Raw genomic sequence first — 21,818 nt, 5'->3', positions numbered from 1 at the left:
TTAACTTTAAAAGCATCTTCAACTTAATGTTTCACGTGAAACACAAGCATGATGCTTAAGCGTTTTGTGCTTGATCTAATAACCAATCGGTAAACTCTGCAAGGTTCTCAAAGACTAAAGCGTTCTCTAAGCCTTCGTTTTTAGCTAAGGTTTTTTCACCTTTACCCGTTTTAACCAGAACTGCCTTACAGCCTCTACCTTCACCTGCCTGTAGGTCTCGTAGGCTATCACCCACCATATAGGCACCATCAAAGTTATCTAGGCTCAGTTCAGCTTTAATCTGGTCTAACAAACCTGAAAGCGGTTTGCGACAATCACAGCCCGCTTCTGGATGGTGCGGGCAAAAGCGAATGCTGGCAAACTGCCCCCCTTCAGCCTCAACTAAGCGAACCATCTTCTCATGCATCGCCTCTAAATCTTCAGCGCTGAAATAGCCTCTTCCTAGCCCTGATTGGTTGGTGGCCACGGCTATTTGATAGCCTGCTTTGTATAAGCGTGCAATGGCGCTGATACTGCTAGGGATTTCGATCCACTCGTCGGCATTTTTTACAAATGCATCGGAGTCCAAGTTGATCACGCCGTCTCGATCTAGAATAACCAGTTTGTTCATTAGAGTGCTGTTGTACTGTTTGAGGTGAGTGGGTAAAAAAAAGAGCCGTAATGATACGGCTCTTTGATTTGAAAACACAGTGACAGTTTTGAAGCTTTACTGTAACTCTGTTGTCAGGGTTTGTACGCGGTCTAACTTACTGCTGTAATTGGGCGATATCCGCCACTTCCATGAATAAGCTGCTGAGAGAGGCTAACAGAGCTAGGCGGTTGTTCTTAACCTGCTCATCGTCGGCCATCACCATCACATCATCAAAGAAGCTATCCACAGCACCGCGTAAGCTTGCCAAGCTGTTTAATGCAGCTTGGTAATCTGCCGCAGCAAACAATGGTGCTAGCTCAACCTGTTTGGCAGCTACTTGAGCGGCTAAGGTTTTCTCTGCCTCAATGCTCAACAGTGCTTCGTTCACACTGTTGCCACCTTGGTAGTTTTGCTTGCTTAGGATGTTGTTCACGCGCTTATTGGCAGCAGCTAGGGCATCGGCTTCTGGCAACTGTTTAAAAGCAGCTACGGCTTTCACACGACGGTCAAAGTCATAGGCGTTGCTGATTGGGCGCGCACGAACGGCTAGGAAAATCTCCGCAGGGATACCTTCTGTTTGATACCACGCACGGAAACGATCCAGCATGTAGTTCAAAACATCATCTGCAAGGCCGTCTGCTTTTGGCAGTTCGCCATGTTGAGCGATGCTCAAGGCGATCAAGGCTTTCAGGTCAAGGTCTAGCTGATTGTTGACTAGAATGCTCAATGCACCAATAGTAGCGCGACGTAGGGCAAATGGATCTTTGTCCCCTGTTGGGCGTTGGCCAATACCAAAAATACCCGTCAGGGTGTCGATACGGTCGGCCAATGCCAATGCCATACCGGTTTTGGTTGCAGGCAGCTCATCACCCGCAAAACGCGGCATATATTGCTCGTTCAGGGCTTGTGCGACTTCTGCATTTTCGCCGTCGTTCAAGGCGTAGTGGTAACCCATGATGCCTTGCAGTTCAGGGAACTCCAGTACCATTTCACTGACCAAATCGCACTTGCTCAAATCTGCTGCACGAGCGGCTAACGCCTGATCACCGCCGATCTGTTCAGCAATGTACTGAGCAATGGCACTGACACGCTGGCTCTTAGCGTAAACCGACCCCAATTGTTGTTGGAACAGTACGGTTTTCAGCGAGTCGATACGGTCTGCCAGTGTCTTCTTCTTGTCGGTGGTGAAGAAAAACGCAGCATCGGCTAAACGTGGACGGATCACTTTTTCATTACCTGCAATCACCTGAGCCGGATCTTGGCTGATGATGTTGCAGATGGTGATAAAGTTCGGTTTCAGCTTGCCATTCGCATCCAGCAGGTGGAAATACTTTTGGTTTGCTTTCATAGATGAGATCAGACACTCTGACGGCACTTCTAAGAAGCGCTCTTCAAAGGTTCCGGTCAAGGCGACAGGCCATTCAACCAAGCCGTTGACTTCATCTAACAGGTCTTCGTCGATTACGGCAGTTGCGGATAGCTTTTCAGCTTCTGCCAGTACTTGTGCCCGAATCGCTTCACGGCGCTGTGCCATATCCACCAAGACAAAGGCTTTTTCTAGCGCAGGGACATAGTCTGCAGTCGATGCTAGCTCAATGGCTTGGTTGTGGTGATAGCGGTGACCCATCGTACTGCGACCTGATTTCAAGCCTAGCACTTCGCAGTCGATCACTTCAGAACCGAACAGCATCACCAACCAATGTACAGGACGAGAGAACTCAATACGGCTAGAACCCCAGCGCATACGCTTAGGTACAGGTAGTTGGTTCACGGACTTGTTGATCAGCTCTGGCAACAGTTGGGCGGTTTCAGTACCTTTTTCAATGGTGTTGAAAATCAGCCAACTGCCTTTGTCGGTTTCCAGTTTTTCTAACTGGCTAAACTCTGCGCCACAAGAGCGAGCAAAACCTTCAGCCGCTTTGGTGGGATTACCGTCAGCGTCATAAGCCGCTTGTAGCGCAGGGCCTTTACGTTGGATCTCACGATCTGGCTGGGCAACTGCCAAATCCTTTACCAACACAGCCAAACGGCGTGGGCTGGCCATCGCTTTAACTTCAGCAAAAGGGATGTCAGCTTTTTCTAAGCCAGTACGAATGCCTTCAGCAAAGGCGTCGGCTAGACGTTTTAATGCGGTTGGCGGTAGCTCTTCAGCACCCAGCTCAACTAAAAAATCACGGACTTCAGCCATCTTATGCCTCTTCCTCTTTATACTGAGCCAAAACTTCTTCACGTAACGCCTCTGGCGCCAGAGGGAAGCCTAAGGCTTTACGTGCGTTGAAGTAGGCATTGGCTACGTCACGCGCCATAGTACGTACACACAGAATATAACGTTGGCGTTCGGTCACAGAGATCGCGTGACGAGCATCCAGTAAGTTAAAGGTGTGTGAGGCTTTCAGTACCATCTCGTAAGCAGGTAGTGGTAAGTTGGCTTCTAGCAGCTTTGAGCACTGTGTTTGGTAGTGATCAAAGTTTTTGAACAACATCTCAACATCAGCATGTTCAAAGTTGAATGCGGACATTTCCACTTCGTTCTGGTGGAACACATCACCATAAGAGACGCGCTCACCATTCGGGCCAATCGCCCAAGTCAGGTCGTAAACGCTATCAACCCCTTGCAGGTACATGGCGATACGCTCAAGACCGTAAGTGATTTCACCGGTAACAGGGTAGCACTCAATACCGCCGGCCTGTTGGAAGTAAGTGAACTGCGTCACTTCCATACCATTCAGCCAAACTTCCCAACCTAGACCCCAAGCGCCCAGTGTTGGAGATTCCCAGTTGTCTTCGACAAAGCGAATATCATGCACTTCTGGGTTAATGCCCATCAGGCGCAAAGAATCCAGATACAGCTCCTGAATATTGGCAGGGGCTGGTTTCATAGCTACTTGAAATTGGTAGTAGTGTTGCAGGCGGTTAGGGTTTTCACCATAACGGCCATCGGTTGGGCGGCGTGACGGCTGTACGTAAGCCGTGTTCCAAGTTTCTGGCCCGATAGCACGCAAGAAAGTAGCTGGGTGGAATGTACCCGCGCCCACTTCCATGTCCAAAGGTTGCAAAATTACGCAACCTTTTTCAGCCCAATATTGTTGCAGGGTCAGAATCAGACCCTGAAAAGTTTTTACGTCTGGCGTTGATTGGTTCATCAGTTAGCCACCATCAATGAGCTAATGAATTCAGAAACCAGCGAGTATACCTGCTGTGGACGGCACTATGTAGAGTCTTTGCGGAAAGAGAGGGCTAATTTTGATGATTTAGCCCGATTGATCATGATTATTGCGTGATTCATGGACCCTATGCCGGATCTGTGTCATTCCCGTTGTTCTTAAGCGGATTGGGGTTGACGCTGTGCAGCAAAGGCCGATTGCTCTTTGATCGGCCAGTGCAGCAACATCGCAACCAGACTAAGCGCAACACCGCTCCACCAGAGCCCATCATAACTGCCCATATTTTCAAATAACCAGCCGCCCAGCCATACGCCGCTGAAGCTGCCCACTTGATGGCTGAGAAATACGATGCCATATAGCGTGGCCATGTAGCGGGTGCCAAACATGGTGGCCACTAAACCAGAGGTGGGCGGCACGGTTGCCAACCAGAGTAACCCCATACTACAACTGAACAGCAAAACACTGGTCAGTGTGAGGGGGAGTAACATAAACAGGGTGATTGCGATGGCGCGCCCCGCATAGATTGCAATCAAAACATGACGCATGGGCCAGCGGCTTGATAGTGCTCCTGATAAAAGAGAGCCTGCGATATTACAAAGGCCGATCAGACTGATTGACCATGCGGCAATACTGGGATCAAAACCCGCGCCTGTTAAGAAAGCAGGCATATGTACCGTGATAAACGCAACATGAAAACCGCAGACAAAAAAACCTAAGGTTAAAAACCAATACGACAGATGCCCGCGCGCAGTGCAAAAGGTCTCATAGAAATTTTGCTCGGGCTGTTGATTGGTACTGGCTGTGGTATTGCTCACATGACGCGCCGCCAAAGGCATGGCCAAGGCCGCCATTCCCAACGCCATGAGTGCCATCGCATTTAAGGCACCTATCCAACCAAAGGCTTCGATCAGCTGTTGTACGATGGGCACCAACAGAAACTGTCCCATTGAGCCTGCAGCGGTTCCAATACCCAATACCAGCTGGCGCTGTTCTACTGCCACTGCTTTGACCATGGCAGGTAGCACAATGCCAAAAGCGGTACCCGCAACACCTGCGCCGACCAGTAGGCCTGGGCCTAGGTTCAGTGCCCATATTTCAGATACACCAGCGGTCATCCAGATACCAAGGGCGTAGAGTGCAGCTCCGGCCAGAATGACTTTGATATTACCAAAACGATCAGCCAACCCTCCTGCCAATACAGAGACAAGTCCCCATGACAGATTCTGGATCGCCAAAGCGAAACCGATCACATCACGCCCCCAACCATTGGCGTCGTGAATAGGCTGCATAAACAGACCAAAACTGGAACGCAGGCCAAAAGAGAGCATCAGTAGCACACAGCCGCTGATAATCAGCCAAAGACTTGCGGAGGGAATGTTGCGTAGAGGGGACATGGGACGCTCTTTTTCTTAAAAGGTGAGCCGCTATTATCGAGGATGCTTGGCTGAAGTCGCTAATCAAAAATAGCGTTATAGGCCATGAGTCAATCTCATGGCCTATCGTTGTAACGTGCTAATAGCTTAAGCAGTAAAGGGGAGCTAGAGGATTAGAATGGTTGGATAAAGGTTAAAGCTACGGTTTTGTCATCGGCATAAGGCAGTAACATGGCTTGATTTGAACCAATGTCCATATTCACCGCCCCTGTCACTTTGGCTGCGAATAGCCAGCCCATCATAATTTGTGAAAAATAGTGCTTTTGGTCGTTCAGTCTTGACCAGGCTGTGAGAGTCGATAGTCCATAAAACATCCCTTTGGCATAGGTATTATCGGTCATCGCTGCGGCGGTCAGAAAGGGCACTGCACCTGTAAAGGCATGGCCGCTGACACCATTAAAGGTATCAAACTGCAAAGGCGTCCAATCAGATTTACCGCGATGTGGACGATTGCCACCCAGTAACATCTGAGAACCCCAAACCGCAGGTAAACCTACTAAAAGCGCTTGAGCGGTACGATCTCCCCACTCAGCAACAGCTCCACAGTTTTGATTACAAGCCAAACGGTTGAGCGCAGCAATACCTAGAAAGACGAATGCAGTGCTTTGATCACCAGTCTTTTTAGCGATGGCGGCAAAGTCATCTGTTGCTTGAGAGTGGAAACGGCGGTTGTATTCATCTTGGATATCACGATCCAACGAAGTATTCGCTAAGATACCGCCTGCCAGATAAGTAGCACCTAACCAAGGCAGGTTATCTTGGTTGTAAAAGTTGCTGTAACCTTTGCTTAGATCAGATGAAAAGCTTTCGCCTGCCCATAAGCTTGTTGATAAGCAAAGAGATACTAGCAAAAGAGAGAGTTTTTTAAGCATAAATACATCATTTCTAATGAATAGTGAAAGAAGCAAGCCCGAAAATATGAGCTTGAATACTAACTGATCAACACTTAAGAAACGATTAATTATCTGCACGAAATGACACTGTTAAGATTGATATGCAGCCTCTAATTTAGCCCATAGTGCTGTGGGAAGTTCACTTTTTTGGCTGAGTTTTAGAATCGAACGCTGTAAGCGAGCAAGATTTTTCCGCTGCCATTGTGGGCTAGGGGGTTGTAGCTGGCAGCGATCAAAGTCGATCAGCCAAACCTGCTGGAGGGTGTTCACTAGAATATTATTGGCATTCAGATCACTATGATTTAAACCTGCACGATGAAAGAGAGCGATGGTTTTTCCTACCTGTTGCCAAAGGTGCTGCCGTTGTTGATCATCGAGTTCATTATGGTCATTCAAGTAACGGGCAAATGGTTGAGTGTCTGGTAAGCGTTCGGTGAGCAGGTCAGCCTGATAAAATAAACCAACACGTTGAATATGTGCGGCAATAGGCCTAGGAACAGGTAAGCCTGATTCAAATAGCTGTTGGGTCAGCTTAAACTCTTGCCATGCTCGACTCTTTTCGAGACCTGAAAACAGATAGTAATCGGCACTGATTTTTGCTGCCAAGCCACCCCTGCGATAATGGCGCAAGACCAGATCGCTTTGAGGATTATGGCGATGAATGAAAAAAGCCTGTCCTCGCCCACCGGAAGGTTCTGAGACTTGAGCCTCTTTTTGCCACCAATCAGGCACAAACCACTGTTCTGTGATTTGTGGGACCTGCTCAGCATCATATAGAATGTGATGCTTATTTTTGGAGTAAAGTTGAATATCCATGAGGCTGCCTTTAACCAATCCACCAAAACATATCTGTATCTTACGTTTGTCCGCCTTGGGTGACGTCTGCAATTTAGTACCTGCGGTCAGGGCTATTCAGCAGCACTGGCCGGAAACCAAAATTACTTGGATCACTGGAAAGGCGGAGCACAGTCTACTTTTAGGATTGTCTGGGGTCGAGTTTGTTGTGTATGACAAAAAAACAGGCCTTAAGGGGATGCGTGCGATCTGGTCTCAACTGAAGCACAGTCGTTTTGATGTGCTGTTGCATATGCAGCAAGCCCTTCGTGGTTCTTTGCTGTCACTTGGTTTGAAAGCAGACCTGCGTTTAGGTTATGACAAAGGGCGTGCTAAAGACTGGCAGTGGTTATTTACAGATCAGCAGCTTGCACCTAGAGCGCAAGATCATGTATTGGAAAGCTTTATGGATTTTCCAAGGGCTTTGGGAGTGCCATTACCTGAACCCTTAAACCCTGCGGAATTATGCTGGGAGATTCCTATTCCAGAAGCAGCCAAACAAGAGGCTGCACGTCACTGTGATTTTTCAGGCTTAGGCCTAGCAGGAGCTTCAAGCTACTGGGTCTTATCACCTTGTTCGACACAAAGGGCGCGAAATTTTCGCAGCTGGACAATAGAAGGTTATGCAGAACTGATTGATCAGTTTTATGAAAAGTATCAACAGCCCTGCATTTTAACGGGTGGGCCAACCGAACAAGAGTTGGCTTATGCCGCAGGGATTATGGCGCGTGTGAAAAGTCCTGTTTTAGATCTGGTAGGTAAAACCTCGGTTAAAGGCTTACTGGCGGTGATTCAAAATGCTCAGTTTGTGGTAGCGCCAGACTCGGGCCCTGTACATATCGCCAATGCGGTGGGGGTGCCTGTTATTGGTATATTTGCCACCACTAACCCTCGCCGAGCGGGGCCCTATTTATGGCGTGACTATGTGGTAGATTGTTACCCGAAAGCATTACAGCAGTTTATGAATAAAACCTCTGATGAAGTGAAGTGGGGGCAACGCGTACGTTTTGAAGAAGCGATGGCGGTTGTGAGCACCGCAGATGTATTACAACAAATAGAACGCCTTCAGGCCGATCAAAAAATAAGAATAGAAGTGATGCAATGAAAATTACACGCGGTATCTACAATGCGCTAATCACCTTGTTATCCCCAGTATTGCTCTGGAAGGTCAGCAAAGAAACAACAGAGTTAAATAATTTCTCTGAGCGTTTGGGTTATACACCAAGCTTACCTATTAAACCTGTGATCTGGCTACATGCAGCCTCTGTTGGTGAAGTGATTGCCGCGACACCACTCATTACGCGCTTACAGAAAGAGTTTGAAGATCATCTATTGGTGGTCACAACAGTGACAGCAACAGGTGCAAGACAAGCCCGTAAAGCCTTAAAAGGTAAAGGGGTGCAACTGATGTTACCTTTGGATCTACCTTGGGTTGCGGCTCGCTTTTTAGATCGCTTGAAACCTAAAGTTGCTATTTTTATGGAGACTGAGCTTTGGCCTAATTTTATCTACGGCTGCCAGGAGCGTGAAATTCCTTTTGTGATTGCCAATGGCCGTTTGTCAGATAAATCTTTACAGAGCTACCGTAAATTGCAATCTGTGTTGGAAACTGCTTTAGCAGGCATCAGTGCCGTAGCGGCCAAATCCCTTAAAGATGCCCAAGGTTTTATTGATCTGGGTGTCCCTTCAGACAGAGTAAAAGTAACAGGTAGTATCAAATTCGATGTTGCGCCTGAAAGAGGTCTACTTGAAAGCGCCAAGATTGTTCGTGCAGAACAGTTTGGTGAGCGTCCTGTTTGGGTGGCGGGTAGTACACATAATGGTGAAGACGAAAAAATTATTTTTGCCCACAAAAAAGTGTTAGAGCAATACCCTAATGCCGTGTTGATTATAGTGCCTCGTCATCCTCAGCGATTTGATGCTGTCGCTCATCTAGTTGAAAGTGCAGAGTTACCTTTTGTACGTCGTTCAAGCAACCAAGTGCTTTCAGAACAAGATAGCGTTTATCTTGTCGACTCCATGGGTGAACTGATGCTGATGTACGCTTGTGCTGATATTGCCTTTGTGGGCGGTAGTATGATGCCTATCGGAGGGCACAATTTATTAGAGCCTGCGTGCTTAGGTAAGCCGGTACTTTCAGGTATTCATCTATTTAACTTTGCAGATGTTGCGGAGATGTTTGATCAAGAGCAAGCGCTTATTCGTTGTGATAATGCTGATGCGTTGGCCGATGAGCTTATTGGGCTTTGGCAAGATCCTGCTCAAATTACAGATCTAGGGCAGCGCGCATTACAGGTTGTATCCAACAATCGTGGTGCATTGGAGAAACAATTCCAGCTGATTAAAAATAGTATGCAGAAACAGGTTGTCAATGAGCCAGCAAACTAAACCAATGAAACAGCAATTGAAAAACACTTTCACATTGAAGCTGTTGGCATTCTGTGCTCGCCAACCTTTAAGTCGACTTTATAAAATGGGTAGTTGGTTAGGACGTCTTCTTTATCGCTTTGGTGGGCGTAGCGTTGAAGTGACAAAAATTAATGTTGATTTATGTTATCCCTTGCTCAATAGCAAAGATAAAAAGCAGTTGATCACAACTAGCTTACAGGAAACACTGCGAACTGGTTTTGAGTTTGGTTGGTGTTGGCAGGCAGATGTAAAAGAAGTTTTAGGCTCTATTAAAACAGTATATGGTTTAGAACATTTGGAAATGGCACACCAGCAGGGGAAAGGCGTTATTGTGCTCGGGCCTCACCTAGGTAACTGGGAGTTATTTGGGCTTTTCATGAGTGCTAACTATCCAATGACAGCAATGTATGCTGTACCTAAAATTGCTGAGTTGGATCAGATTATTACCAAAGGGCGTAGTCGACTGGATATGCAAATGGTGCCAGCGAACTTGAAAGGTGTAGCCCAACTATTGAGAAAACTCCAGCAGGGGGACGTGGTAGGAGTGCTGCCTGATCAAGAACCTGATGACCGCTCAGGTGGGGTATTTGCTCCTTTCATGGGAGTAGAAGCATTGTCGCCTAAGCTTGTGACGCGCTTAATTGCTAAAACAGGTGCGCAAGTAGTTGCAGGTTTTGCCAAACGTTTACCCAATGGTGAAGGTTTTGAGATACACCTCATTCCTGCCGACAGTTTTATTTATAGCGCAGATGAAAGAGAGGCCGTTTCTGCGATGAATCGCATGGTGGAACAGTTGGTGGCTATAGCCCCTGAGCAGTATCAGTGGGAGTATAAGCGTTTTAAGTCTCGACCAAATGAAGGTAAAGATCCTTATCCTTAGTCTATATTTTGCCCTGCTGTATCCTAAAGTAAAAAACGCTGCTTATCCTGCAGCGTTTTTTTTGCGAGTTACCGCCGCCAGAACATAGGTGTGAACAGTACCAGCAAGGTAAAAATTTCTAGGCGTCCTAATAGCATTGCCACAATTAGAATCCATTTAGCCACGTCTGGAATGTTGCCATAGTGTGCTGCTACCTCGCCTAATCCAGGGCCTAGGTTGTTAAGGGCTGATCCCACCGCCGACCAAGCCGTTACTTGATCTAAACCGGTGGCCAACAAGCCGATCAACATGGCCACAAACAGCATCAGGTAAACCGAGAAAAAGCCCCAAACGGCCTCAATGACTCGATCGGGTACACTGCGGCCACCCAGTTTGACGGGAATAATGGCACTGGGGTGAACCAAACGTTTAATCTCACGTACCCCTTGCTTCAAAATCAGCAAGATACGTATCACTTTCATACCACCGCCCGTAGAGCCTGCGCAGCCGCCCACGAAAGCAGCTAAGAAAAGTGTAAAAGGTAAAACGCTTGGCCATTGCGAAAAGTCGGCTACGCCAAAACCTGTGGTGGTGGCCACCGACACCACTTCAAATAGGCCGTGACGTATGGCAATACCGATGTCGTAGGTCTGTGTCAGCCAAAGAACGGCGATAGTACCCAGCACCGTTGTACTGATCAAAAAGATAAAGAATCGGAACTCTGGATCGTGAAGATAATGGCGTATTGAGCGTTCACGCCAAGCCAAAAAGTGTAGGGAAAAGTTCACGGCAGAGATCAACATAAAGGCTACGGCAATTAACTCGATGGCGGGGCTGTTAAAATAACCGATGCTGGCATCGTGGGTGGAGAAACCACCAATGGCAACTGTTGCGAAACTGTGGGAGATGGCATCAAAGCCGGACATACCCGCAAACCAATAGGCTAGGGCACAGGTAACCGTCAGCGATAGGTAAATATACCAAAGCGCTTTTGCTGTCTCGGTGATACGAGGGGTTAGCTTATTGTCTTTAACCGGCCCTGGGGTTTCTGCTCGATACAGCTGCATCCCCCCGATACCCAGCATTGGCAGAATCGCTACCGCTAATACGATGATCCCCATTCCTCCCAACCATTGCAGCAACTGTCGGTAGAAAAGGATGGATTCGGGCAGGCTATCTAAACCTACGATCACCGTAGCTCCCGTAGTGCTTAAGCCTGATACCGACTCAAAAACAGCGTCGGTAAAGCTCAGAGCAGGGTGCTCTGCCAAGAATAAAGGCGTGGCACCGAACAAGCCTAGTACCGTCCAGAACAGTACCACGACTAAGAAGCCATCGCGGGTGCGCAGCTCCTTACGCACATTGCGAACGGGCAACCAAGTGACGAAGCCTGTGATAAAGGTGATCGCCATACCCGTAATAAAAGCGACATGCGCACCGTCTTTATAAAGTGCAGAGATTAGAATAGAGGGCATCATGGTGATGCTGAACAGCATCAGCAAGATCCCCAAAATTCGCATGGTGGTGACAATATTCATATCAGTATGATCTGCCCAAAAGCGGTTAGCGAATAAGCGGCAAAAGCCATTAGAAGAAGGTCAAGCCGACTTGGAATAAACGCTCAACTTCACGAATCTTACGCTTATCAACCAAGAACATAATGACGTGATCATCCTGTTGCACGACAACATCATCATGGGCGATGATCACCTCACCATTACGGACAATGGCACCAATAGTGCTGCCCTCTGGCAGGTCAATCTCTTCGATGGTTTTACCTACCACCTTAGAGCTGCGCTCATCCCCATGGGCAATAGCCTCGATGGCCTCTGCCGCGCCACGGCGTAAGGAGTGCACGTTTACAATGTCACCGCGTCGCACGTGGGTCAGCAAGCTGCCGATGGTGGCCATCTGAGGGGAGATGGCGATATCAATTTCACCGCCCTGTACCAGATCCACATAAGCGGCGTTGTTGATAAGGGTCAGTACTTTATTAGCGCCCAAACGTTTGGCCAGCATCGACGACATGATGTTCACTTCATCATCGTTGGTCAGCGCGCAGAAAATATCCACTTCGTCGATATTCTCTTCAACCAACAGGTCTTTATTGGTGGCGCTGCCGTGTAACACAATGGTGCGATCCAATTGTTCAGACAGCTCTTGGCAGCGTGGCAGGCTGTATTCCAAAATTTTTACTTGGTATTCATGCTCAAGTGCTTCGGCCAAGCGTTCGCCGATGTTACCGCCGCCAGCAATCATAATACGCTTGTACTGATGGTCGACCTTACGCAGCTCACTCATCACCGCCTTAATATTGTGACGGGCCGCGATAAAAAACACCTCGTCATCCGCTTCGATAACGGTATTACCTTGCGGAATAATCGGACGATTACGACGATAAATCGCCGCTACGCGGGTGTCTACGTTCGGCATATGTTGGCGCAGATAACCTAACTCTTGCCCAACTAAGGGACCGCCATAATAAGCCCGAACCGCCACCAACTGAGCCACCCCGCCTGCAAAATCGAGCACCTGTAATGCACCTGGGTACTCAATCAGGCGTTTCACATGATTGGTCACCACTTGCTCGGGGCTGATCAACACATCAATAGGGATTGCTTCTGCACCAAATAAGCCTTTACGACCTGAATAAGCATTCGAGCGCACACGGGCAATTTTGGTTGGGGTACGAAACATGGTAAATGCGATCTGACAGGCGATCATGTTCACCTCGTCACTGTTGGTGACTGCAATCAGCATGTCGCAATCTTCACCACCCGCTTGACGCAGCACGTTGGGATAAGAGCCTTTACCTTGCACGGTGCGGATATCAAAGCGGTTTTGTAACTCCCTTAAACGGGCACCGTTGGTATCCACCACGGTAATGTCGTTTTCTTCAATGGCCAAGTTTTCAGCCAAGGTGCCGCCCACTTGGCCCGCACCTAGAATAATGATTTTCATCGCATTGTCTCAGCGGTAATGTGTCTCAGCGGCCTCATCAAGCAGCAGGCTTTTGTAGCACGGCATAAAAGAAACCGTCATGTCCCTGAGTTTGAGGTAACAGCTGCTGTCCATATCCAGTATCAATTCCCCAAGGCACTTGCTTTGGCCCGATCAATTGGGCGTTAGATTCAGCCAAAAAGGTTTCGATATTCCTTTTATTTTCTAGGGATAAAACAGAGCAGGTAGCATAAACCATGATGCCGTTGGGTTTAAGCGTTTTCCAAAGCAGTTGCAGCATCTTTTGTTGCAGCGCAGCTAATGCGGGAATATCCGCTTTACGGCGCAGCCATTTGATATCAGGATGACGACGAATCACGCCTGTGGCCGAGCAAGGGGCGTCCAGTAAGATGCGATCAAAAAGCTGGCCATCCCACCAGTTGTCCAGATCGGTAATATCAGAACAGTGCAGTTCAGCACTTAGCTGCAAACGCTGAAAGTTTTCCTCAACCCGTTTGAGACGATTGGCTTCACTGTCGACCGCCACCACTGACAAACTAGACTCACGCTCTAACATGTGTGCGGTTTTTCCACCGGGTGCGGCACAGGCGTCTAACACCCGCATCCCTGCCTCTAGCTGCAGTAGATCGGCAGCCAGTTGTGCGGCTTCGTCTTGCACGCTGACATGACCTTTGGTAAAGCCTGCCAGTTGCGTCACATCACAGGCTTTGTCTAATAGGATAGCGTCATCGGCATAGACGGAGGCTTTTGCTTCGATGCCCTGTGCCTTCAGGGCGGCTAAATACTGATCTCTGTTTTGTTGGCTGCGGTTGATCCGCAAGGTCATCGGTGGGTGCTGATTATTAGCCTCAGCCACCGCTTGCCATTGTTCCGGCCAGTCTTGTTGAAGTTGCTGTAATAGCCAATTGGGGTGTGCCAATCGAGCCGCGTCTGAGCGATTTAAATGCTCAGTCAGTGGTTCTGACTCCCGTTGATAACGGCGCAAACAACCATTTAACACGCCTTTGGCCCAGTCTTTTTTCAGGGTGACTGCGCCTTGCACGGTTTCATTAATGGCCGCGTGAGCGGGAATTCGGGTATAGATCAGTTGATACAACCCCACCAACAATAGCAAATCGATATCACGGTCTTTGCTTTTAAAAGGTTTGGTGATCAGTTGATTGCGCAAACCTTCTAAACGCGTCAACCAGCGTAACGTACCAAAGCACAGCTCTTGCAGTAGGCCGCGATCTTGATCGGCCACTTGATCCAGTTGATCGGGCAGGGTGCCAGACAATGACTCTTGTTGGTTAACGACAGGCAATAAGGCTTTCACCGCCGCCACACGCACATTGGGGTTGGACATGCTTAATCCTTATTGACCGAAACGGGTTTCAGCGCTGATGAATAAATCTTTACGACTGTTCAGAATATCGGCCACCGCAAGGGCTTTTTTGCCTGGCAGTTGCAGGGTTTTTAAACGTAAAGCCCCTTCACCGCAGGCCACCAATACCCCTGTTTTGTCGCTGCTGATCACGGTGCCTACAGGTAGGTCAGATTGAGTGGCTTCAGGTTGTGCTTGCCAAATACGCAACGGCTGGCCGTTGAATAGTGTCCAAGCCACAGGCCAAGGATTAAAGGCGCGTACCACTCGATCCAATTGTATGGCACTTTGGTTCCAGTCCAATTCGCCTTCGGCTTTTGAGAGCTTTTCAGCGTAGTTGCTCAGACTGTCATCTTGTACTTCTGCTACCAGTGTGCCCAGTGATAAAGCATCAACCGCTTGCTTTAGGGCTTCTCCCCCTTGCAGGGCCAGTTTGTCGTGTAAGGTTTCAGCGGTGTCAGTTGCGGTAATCTCAAGCTGCGTTTTCAGCAGCATAGGCCCTGTATCTAAGCCGGCTTCCATCTGCATAATGGTGATGCCAGTCTCGGCATCGCCAAAATAGATCGCCCGTTGAATGGGCGCCGCACCACGCCAGCGCGGTAATAAAGAGCCATGTACGTTGATGCAGCCTAAACGCGGGGTGTCCAACACCACTTGCGGCAGAATCAATCCATAGGCCACTACGACCATCAGGTCGGCTTTCAGATCCGCCAACTGCTGCTGCGCTTCAGCATCACGCAAAGTCACTGGCTGATAAACTGGAATATTGTGCTGTTCTGCCAATACTTTAACGGGGCTTGGTGTCAGCTTTTGTCCTCGGCCAGCTGGGCGATCGGGCTGACTGTATACGGCGATCACTTCATGTTCAGTGGTCAACAGGGCTTCTAACGAGCGAGCCGCAAACTCAGGGGTTCCGGCAAAAATAATACGCAAAGGGGCAGCCTTAGTGGTAGCAGACATCTCAAGCTCCATAAACAGTTCAGGCCAGCATGAGGCTGGCCTGAGCAGACAAACATTAAAAACTAACGGTCTTGTGCCAATTCACGCTGGCGCTTTTCCATCAGTTTGCGTACACGGTCACGCTTCATGCTCGATAGATAATCGACGAATAGCTTGCCTTGCAGGTGATCACATTCATGTTGAATACAGTGCGCCAGCAGATCGTTGGCCTCTAAGCTGTACTCTTTTCCGTCACGATCCAGAGCGGTCAAACGTACACGTAGTGCACGCTCTACTTCAGCGTTGTACTCAGGCACTGACAAGCAGCCCTCTGACATCATTTCTCGTTCGTTATCTAAAGGGACGTATTCAGGATTGATCAATACCATCGGTTGGTTACGATCTTCAGACACGTCAATCACCACAATACGGCGATGAATGTTCACCTGAGTGGCAGCCAGACCGATTCCTTGGGCGTGGTACATCGTTTCAAGCATGTTATCGACGATCTTACGGACGTCGTCGTTAACCTCCGCAACGGGTTTTGCTACCGTGCGTAGGCGTGAGTCTGGAAACTCAAGGATTTCAAGGAGTGCCATCGTGCTGCCCTATCTATTTTAACCGATCAAGTACGGGTTCTAAGCGAATAGAATTCAGTTCAAAAAACTGGGTTCTAAAAAATTTGACTGGTATTGTAGGGGGGAGGTTCCATAGGGGCAATGTTCAGATGCAACTCTGTGTCCATCAATCGGTACAGCTCTGGTGTTTTTAAGCCCCTGAACAAAAGTATTTAGGTATTTTCCGCAGAAAAACGCTGCATGAGTGCTTAGCCTTAGTTTTCTTTGTTTAGGGATAAATATCGCGATGATTCCGCGCTTCTTTGCTCAGTATTTCGCACAATGCCGACCATTGGTTGGGCTGCTGGCACTTTTATCAATGGTGGCGTTACCGCTACATGCTCAGTCTTTAACCATAAAAGCAGATGCCCCTGAACGCTATCTTGTGCAAACGGGTGATACCTTATGGGATTTAGCCAATCGTTTTTTAAACGAACCTTGGTTGTGGCCGCAGCTATGGCATGAGAACCCTCAGATTATTGATCCCGACAAAATTTATCCCGGTGATGAACTGCGACTGATCTTTGATGATAAGGGCACAGCACGCTTACAAGTAGAAGGTGAAGGCGGCGTGGTTAAATTATCTCCCGGTATGCGAGTGTCAGGATTGCGCCAAGCCATTCCACCTATTCCCCAGCAAAAAATAGACGCATTTATTGAAAGCCATCAAGTATTCAGCCCAGAAGAGCTAGCGGCCAGTGCTTATGTGGTGGGTGCAGAGGATGACCGTTTGGTGGTGGGGACTGGCAACCTCGTTTATGTTCGAGGTTTAACATCCGTACAGCTGGGTAGTCGTTATTTGATCTATCGCAGCCAGCAAGAATATAAAACAACGTCTCAACAAAAAAACTCAACACAGTGGTTAGGCGTTGAGATGCAATATATTGGTGCCGCGCAGTTAGAGTCTTTTCAAGCTGCGGAAGGTATTGCCGCCATGCGCGTATTACAAGCCAGAGAAGAGATTCGCAATAACGATATACTGACTCTGAATGACAAAGGTAATACCCCTGCAACCTTCTACCCACAAGCCCCCTCTCGGCAGATAAAGGCTGAAATTGTTTCCATTATGGGCGGGATGAGTTACGGCGGTAAAAACAGCGTAATCGCCTTAAGTGCAGGAAAACTACAGCGTTTAGTGCCGGGTAATATCTTGAAAATTGAACAGCAGCGTATCCCCGTTAAAGATGAACACACACAAGAAAACCTAGTACTACCTACAGAAGTAACGGGCACGGTAATGGTATTTCGCACCTTTAAACAGATCAGCTATGCCTTGGTGCTAGAAGCCAGTAAACCTATTACCGTGGGTGATTGGCTGATCTCCCCTGAGTAATCTTCTTGATAGCAATCAAGCTTAACGGATAAGCCCAGCGGACAAGGAGTCCTTTTATGCACAACAGCCTAGAACAACAATTGCGCCTCTTCGCCCTACAGCAGCTTTCAGGCTTTGGCCCAGTTCGCTTTCAGCAAGTGCTGGAACAGTGTGATTTGGCAGATAAGAATTTTTGGCCGGATCTGCTCAGCCTATTGTCCCGCGTCCCGCGCTTAGGGGATATTAAAAAGCTGCAACAGCAAGTTGAACAGCCGCTCACTTGCCCTTGGCCAGAAAGAGATCGGCTCTTACTTTGGCTAGAGCAGCCACAACGTCATCTGATTGCTTATGGCAGCGCGCACTACCCTGATTGGCTGACTCAAATTGGAGATCCGCCCATTGTGTTGCAAGGTGCGGGTCATGTCTCACTGTTATCACAACCGCAAATCGCCATAGTGGGGGCGCGTCATGCCACAGCAATGGGGCTTAACGATGCCAGCCAGTTTGCTGGCGCGTTGGCCGAACTGGGTTGGACCATCACCAGCGGCTTGGCTGAAGGTATAGATGCCGCTGCTCATCAAGGTGCGTTGAATGCACAAGGTCATACCATCGCTGTTTTAGGGACAGGTTTAGATCAAATCTATCCCGCAAAAAACAGCCGATTAGCTCAGCACATTACCGAGCAGGGCTTATTGATCAGTGAGTATCCTTTGGGTACTGCGCCTAAAGCGGCACACTTTCCGCGTCGCAATCGTATCGTCAGCGGTTTAAGTGTGGGGGTTTTGGTAGTGGAAGCCGCACTGAAAAGCGGCTCTTTAATCAGTGCCCGTTTGGCCAGTGAGCAAGGGCGAGAAGTATTCGCCATTCCCGGCTCTATTCATCAAGCGCAAAACAAAGGCTGCCATCAACTGATTAAACAAGGTGCAAAACTGACCGAAACCATTATGGATATTCATGAAGAGTTACAGCACTGGTTACAAATTGATCAGCAACTACCGACCTACAACCGCAGTACAGCCAAAGCCAGTACTCCTAAGCGTCAACAGCTGTCGTTGCTATCCGAGTCAGCCGTTTCTACTGCCGCTTTAGGCGAGGCAACTGCACAAAAACAAAAAACACAGCAGCCTGACCCAAGCCGCTTCGCGACGCCAGAACAGTATCAAATCGTGCAGGCGATCTTTGAAGGCGCAGTCAGTGTGGACACTGTTATTCTTGCCACCAACTTAGATGCAGCTTTCGTTAGCCAGCAACTGATGCTGTTAGAGCTACAAGGAGTGATTCAGCAAAAGGCAACGGGTTATCAGTTACAGTGAACGACTTAAGCAATAGTAGTATGCTTTAATTTATCAGGAGGTAATAGTTGGTTTTAGTTAGGATTTAACTATCTATTATTTTCAGATAAAGTGCACAAATTTAACTATGGATGATTAATATGTTGGATAAGAACAAAATTCTTTTGGATGCAAAGGAATGGTTTAAAGATAGTTTTGCTAAGTCTCATATAGCAAATACAGAGAAACTTATAAATCCGAAAGAGTTTAATATTAACCATTTTACGGCTGTATATCTGGCCAATTTTTTGACAGGTAACTCTAGTCCAGAGAGTATTGCTAAAGCGTTGTTATATCCTAGGGTTTTAGGTACTTCAGTTACAACGATTTTCGGCACAGGTATTCAAAAGTTTACGAGTGACGTTCTAGGCACGTTTGGCAGTACGACCAATGGTATTGATATCGAATTTATTGATCAGACAGATGGGTATAGAAAATACTGCCAATTAAAATCTGGGCCAAACACAATTAATAAGGATGATGTCGAAACTATAGCTGGTCATTTTACTGATGTTATTCATCTATCAAGAACGAATAACCTTCGTATAGCTCATCAGGATTTAATAGTTGGTGTGATTTATGGAAAGCCTGATGATCTTAGTAATTTCTATAAAAAAATAACGAAAAACTACCACTACCCTGTGTATATAGGTCAAGATTTTTGGCATCGCTTAACAGGTGATTTTAACTTCTATGATGATTTACTTGCGGCTATAGCTTCTGTTGCCACAGAAACTGATTTTAGTAAAGAGTTTGATGATGTCATCAAGGCGTTAGCAGCAACAGATGAAATTAAGTCAATAAGTAACCATGAATAAGGTTTGACAGAAAATATGATTTTGCATACAGTTGTAACCATGACCAATGTTTAAGGCAGTATGCAAATGATTCCTGATTATTACTCTATAGCTCAAGTGGCTGATATATTGAGTATTTCTAAAGAGACTTTAAGACGTTGGGACAGTAACGGAACTCTTGTTCCGCAAAGGCATCCCGATAATAACTATCGCGTATACCATCGATCACAGATTGAGCGTTTTGAACAAGCTCAAGTTTTATTTAACAGTAAATGGGACGATGAAGCTTCAATAGAAGCAATGAGAAAGTATAAATTGGTTGAGCTTTTTGCAGGAGCAGGAGGATTAGCACTTGGTATGGAAAAGGCAGGATTTGAATCTGTATTGTTGAATGAGTTTGATAAGCATGCTTGCAATACCTTGCGCAATAATCGCCCAAAATGGAATGTTGTAGAAGGCGATATCACGAATGTTGACTTTACAGAATATAAAGACAAGATTGATATTTTATCGGGAGGCTTCCCCTGCCAAGCTTTTTCTTATGCAGGTAAAAAACTAGGTTTTGAGGATACTCGCGGTACTCTCTTCTTTGAATTTGCTAGAGCAGTAAAAGAAACCAATCCAAAAGTAATTATTGCTGAAAATGTTCGAGGTTTGCTCAAACATGAAAATGGTAAAACACTTGAATCTATCATCAATGTTATAGATGAAATAGGCTATGAGCTTGTCGACCCTAGAGTTCTCAAGGCTGTTTTCTATCAAGTCCCTCAAAAAAGAGAAAGGCTGTTTTTGATAGGTATTCGAAAAGATTTAGCACCTTTTGTGAAGTTCAATTGGCCGTCTCCGTTCACAAGAATAATGACTATGCGGGATGCGCTAAAGAAAGGTGATCTATTTGATACCGATGTCCCTAAGTCAGCAGGCCAAACTTATCCTCAAAGAAAAGCTGAAATTCTTTCTAACGTACCTCAAGGTGGATATTGGCGAGACCTTCCTGATGATTTACAAAGGGAGTATATGAAGAAAAGCTATTTTCTAGGAGGAGGGAAAACAGGAATGGCAAGGCGGTTGTCATGGGATGAACCTAGTCTTACATTGACTTGTGCTCCTGCACAGAAGCAAACAGAAAGATGTCACCCAGAGGAAACGCGGCCACTCACAGTAAGAGAGTATGCAAGAATTCAGACGTTCCCTGATGATTGGATGTTTTCTGGCCCACTTACTGCTCAATACAAGCAAATAGGTAATGCGGTTCCTGTTAATTTAGCTTATGCAGTTGGTAGGTCTTTAATTAACTTGCTTAATGATATCGAGAAACTGGATAGGTCATCTGTCCCTCTCAAGAGAGAATGCAAGAAAAATGAGCAAATGGCTTTTGTAGTATAAAAGTTGGATGGTCATAGATGATCTTCAATTCAAGTCCTAGAAATCATTACCACTGAACTTTTCCTTACACCTTGCATCTTAAAACGGGCTTGGGTAACGTCCGAGCGGATTTGACAGCACACAGGCTCAAGGCAGAGCGTTGATCAGCATGACAGAAGAGAGCCAATGTTAAACGATTCCATTCAGCACGCGGTGCAATCCCTGCAACAGGGCGGCGTAATCGCTTATCCAACTGAGGCGGTTTGGGGAGTAGGTTGCGATCCTTTTAATGCGGAAGCAATGCAGCGATTGCTCAATATAAAGGCACGTCATCCCAATAAAGGGGTGATTCTGATTGCCGCCGACTTTTCTCAAGTACAAGACCTGATTGCGCCTTTAAACCCCGAACAGCAGCAGCGCTTGGCCGACACTTGGCCGGGGCCGAACACTTGGTTAGTACCGCCTTCTGAACGTGTGCCTGCTTTGGTGAAAGGTCAGCATCCCCTTGTGGCGATTCGAGTGACCGCACATCCTCTGGTGCAAGCTTTGTGTCAGGCTTTTGGTGGCCCTATTATCTCCACCTCTGCCAATCCTGCGGGAGAACCGCCCGCGCTGTCAGAAGCCGATATTGCACGTTATTTTCCTGACCAGCTTGATTATGTGCTCTCAGGTGAACTGGGTGGTCTTGCGCAACCCAGCACCATTCGCAACCTGCTGACCGGTGACGTGATCCGACCATAATAGGATCTCTCCCCCCTTCACCAATCACCTGATAACCGTCTTAAGGGGCTGTTGGCTCAGTAGTCCCTCCTTTCTTACGCCGCTCATCCTGATCAAAACATTGTCACTGGCCTGAATAAAACCTAGTATTTGCCGCAACTTTTTCAGGCGATGTCATAGATGCTTTTTC

General features: G+C 47.4%; 19 protein-coding genes. 8 read left to right on the top strand and 11 right to left on the bottom strand.

Features of this window, described 5'->3' with window-relative positions; all coding sequences use genetic code 11:
• Nucleotides 1–55: 55 nt before the first annotated feature.
• From gmhB to B5D26_RS06075, 6 genes are all read right to left on the bottom strand, one after another.
• On the bottom strand, nt 56–610 hold the full coding sequence (gmhB, locus tag B5D26_RS06100; protein ID WP_078744844.1) for a D-glycero-beta-D-manno-heptose 1,7-bisphosphate 7-phosphatase: 555 nt from the start codon (nt 608–610) through the stop codon (nt 56–58).
• A gap of 136 nt (nt 611–746) precedes the next feature.
• Nucleotides 747–2,819, bottom strand: a complete 2,073-nt coding sequence (gene glyS / locus B5D26_RS06095) for a glycine--tRNA ligase subunit beta (protein WP_078744843.1) — start codon at nt 2,817–2,819, stop codon at nt 747–749.
• A 1-nt stretch (nt 2,820) separates the two neighbouring features.
• Complete coding sequence (gene glyQ, locus B5D26_RS06090) at nt 2,821–3,774, bottom strand: glycine--tRNA ligase subunit alpha (protein ID WP_078744842.1); 954 nt, start codon at nt 3,772–3,774, stop codon at nt 2,821–2,823.
• Nucleotides 3,775–3,953: 179 nt separating this feature from the next.
• Nucleotides 3,954–5,189 (bottom strand): MFS transporter, encoded by a 1,236-nt coding sequence (locus tag B5D26_RS06085; RefSeq protein WP_078744841.1) that lies wholly within the window; start codon nt 5,187–5,189, stop codon nt 3,954–3,956.
• A gap of 152 nt (nt 5,190–5,341) precedes the next feature.
• Complete coding sequence (locus tag B5D26_RS06080) at nt 5,342–6,100, bottom strand: phosphatase PAP2 family protein (RefSeq protein ID WP_078744840.1); 759 nt, start codon at nt 6,098–6,100, stop codon at nt 5,342–5,344.
• A 111-nt stretch (nt 6,101–6,211) separates the two neighbouring features.
• A complete protein-coding gene (locus B5D26_RS06075; RefSeq protein WP_078744839.1) occupies nt 6,212–6,937 on the bottom strand; it encodes a 3-deoxy-D-manno-octulosonic acid kinase in 726 nt (241 codons plus the stop codon).
• On the opposite strand from B5D26_RS06075, the gene B5D26_RS06070 reads away from it, so the two are divergent.
• From B5D26_RS06070 to B5D26_RS06060, 3 genes are read left to right on the top strand one after another with little or no spacing between them, the layout of a single operon-like run.
• Nucleotides 6,936–8,060: a glycosyltransferase family 9 protein gene (locus B5D26_RS06070; protein WP_078744838.1), complete on the top strand. Its 1,125-nt coding sequence runs from the start codon at nt 6,936–6,938 to the stop codon at nt 8,058–8,060. The genes B5D26_RS06075 and B5D26_RS06070 overlap by 2 nt on opposite strands.
• Nucleotides 8,057–9,343 (top strand): lipid IV(A) 3-deoxy-D-manno-octulosonic acid transferase, encoded by a 1,287-nt coding sequence (gene waaA / locus B5D26_RS06065; protein ID WP_078744837.1) that lies wholly within the window; start codon nt 8,057–8,059, stop codon nt 9,341–9,343. The genes B5D26_RS06070 and waaA overlap by 4 nt, the downstream gene beginning before the upstream one ends.
• Nucleotides 9,327–10,244: a lysophospholipid acyltransferase family protein gene (locus B5D26_RS06060; protein WP_078744836.1), complete on the top strand. Its 918-nt coding sequence runs from the start codon at nt 9,327–9,329 to the stop codon at nt 10,242–10,244. The genes waaA and B5D26_RS06060 overlap by 17 nt, the downstream gene beginning before the upstream one ends.
• A 68-nt stretch (nt 10,245–10,312) precedes the next feature.
• Here B5D26_RS06060 and B5D26_RS06055 read toward each other — a convergent pair whose 3' ends face one another.
• The 5 genes from B5D26_RS06055 to def all read right to left on the bottom strand — a co-directional run bounded on the left by B5D26_RS06055 (nt 10,313) and on the right by def (nt 16,085).
• On the bottom strand, nt 10,313–11,761 hold the full coding sequence (locus tag B5D26_RS06055; protein ID WP_078744835.1) for a TrkH family potassium uptake protein: 1,449 nt from the start codon (nt 11,759–11,761) through the stop codon (nt 10,313–10,315).
• Between the two features lie 49 nt (nt 11,762–11,810).
• Complete coding sequence (gene trkA / locus B5D26_RS06050; RefSeq protein ID WP_078744834.1) at nt 11,811–13,184, bottom strand: Trk system potassium transporter TrkA; 1,374 nt, start codon at nt 13,182–13,184, stop codon at nt 11,811–11,813.
• Nucleotides 13,185–13,221: 37 nt separating this feature from the next.
• Complete coding sequence (gene rsmB, locus B5D26_RS06045; protein WP_078744833.1) at nt 13,222–14,529, bottom strand: 16S rRNA (cytosine(967)-C(5))-methyltransferase RsmB; 1,308 nt, start codon at nt 14,527–14,529, stop codon at nt 13,222–13,224.
• A gap of 9 nt (nt 14,530–14,538) precedes the next feature.
• Nucleotides 14,539–15,507, bottom strand: a complete 969-nt coding sequence (gene fmt / locus B5D26_RS06040; RefSeq protein ID WP_078744832.1) for a methionyl-tRNA formyltransferase — start codon at nt 15,505–15,507, stop codon at nt 14,539–14,541.
• A gap of 62 nt (nt 15,508–15,569) precedes the next feature.
• Nucleotides 15,570–16,085: a peptide deformylase gene (gene def / locus B5D26_RS06035; protein ID WP_078744831.1), complete on the bottom strand. Its 516-nt coding sequence runs from the start codon at nt 16,083–16,085 to the stop codon at nt 15,570–15,572.
• Between the two features lie 265 nt (nt 16,086–16,350).
• Here def and B5D26_RS06030 point away from each other — a divergent pair, with 265 nt between their 5' ends.
• From B5D26_RS06030 to B5D26_RS06010, 5 genes are all read left to right on the top strand, one after another.
• Nucleotides 16,351–17,436, top strand: a complete 1,086-nt coding sequence (locus B5D26_RS06030; protein ID WP_078744830.1) for a LysM peptidoglycan-binding domain-containing protein — start codon at nt 16,351–16,353, stop codon at nt 17,434–17,436.
• Between the two features lie 56 nt (nt 17,437–17,492).
• Nucleotides 17,493–18,728 carry a DNA-processing protein DprA gene (gene dprA / locus B5D26_RS06025; protein ID WP_078744829.1) on the top strand — a complete coding sequence of 412 codons (1,236 nt, stop codon included), beginning with the start codon at nt 17,493–17,495 and terminating at the stop codon, nt 18,726–18,728.
• A 119-nt stretch (nt 18,729–18,847) separates the two neighbouring features.
• The gene (locus B5D26_RS06020) at nt 18,848–19,564 is read left to right on the top strand and encodes a PmeII family type II restriction endonuclease (RefSeq protein ID WP_200810623.1); all 717 of its coding nucleotides are present in this window, start codon (nt 18,848–18,850) and stop codon (nt 19,562–19,564) included.
• Nucleotides 19,565–19,630: 66 nt separating this feature from the next.
• The gene (dcm, locus tag B5D26_RS06015; RefSeq protein ID WP_078744828.1) at nt 19,631–20,929 is read left to right on the top strand and encodes a DNA (cytosine-5-)-methyltransferase; all 1,299 of its coding nucleotides are present in this window, start codon (nt 19,631–19,633) and stop codon (nt 20,927–20,929) included.
• 165 nt (nt 20,930–21,094) lie between these two features.
• Nucleotides 21,095–21,649 (top strand): L-threonylcarbamoyladenylate synthase type 1 TsaC, encoded by a 555-nt coding sequence (locus B5D26_RS06010; protein WP_078744827.1) that lies wholly within the window; start codon nt 21,095–21,097, stop codon nt 21,647–21,649.
• Nucleotides 21,650–21,818: the final 169 nt, after the last annotated feature.

The organism is Oceanospirillum multiglobuliferum, assembly GCF_900167095.1.
Lineage (GTDB): Bacteria > Pseudomonadota > Gammaproteobacteria > Pseudomonadales > Halomonadaceae > Oceanospirillum > Oceanospirillum multiglobuliferum.
This window is presented reverse-complemented; position numbering and strand designations above follow the sequence as displayed.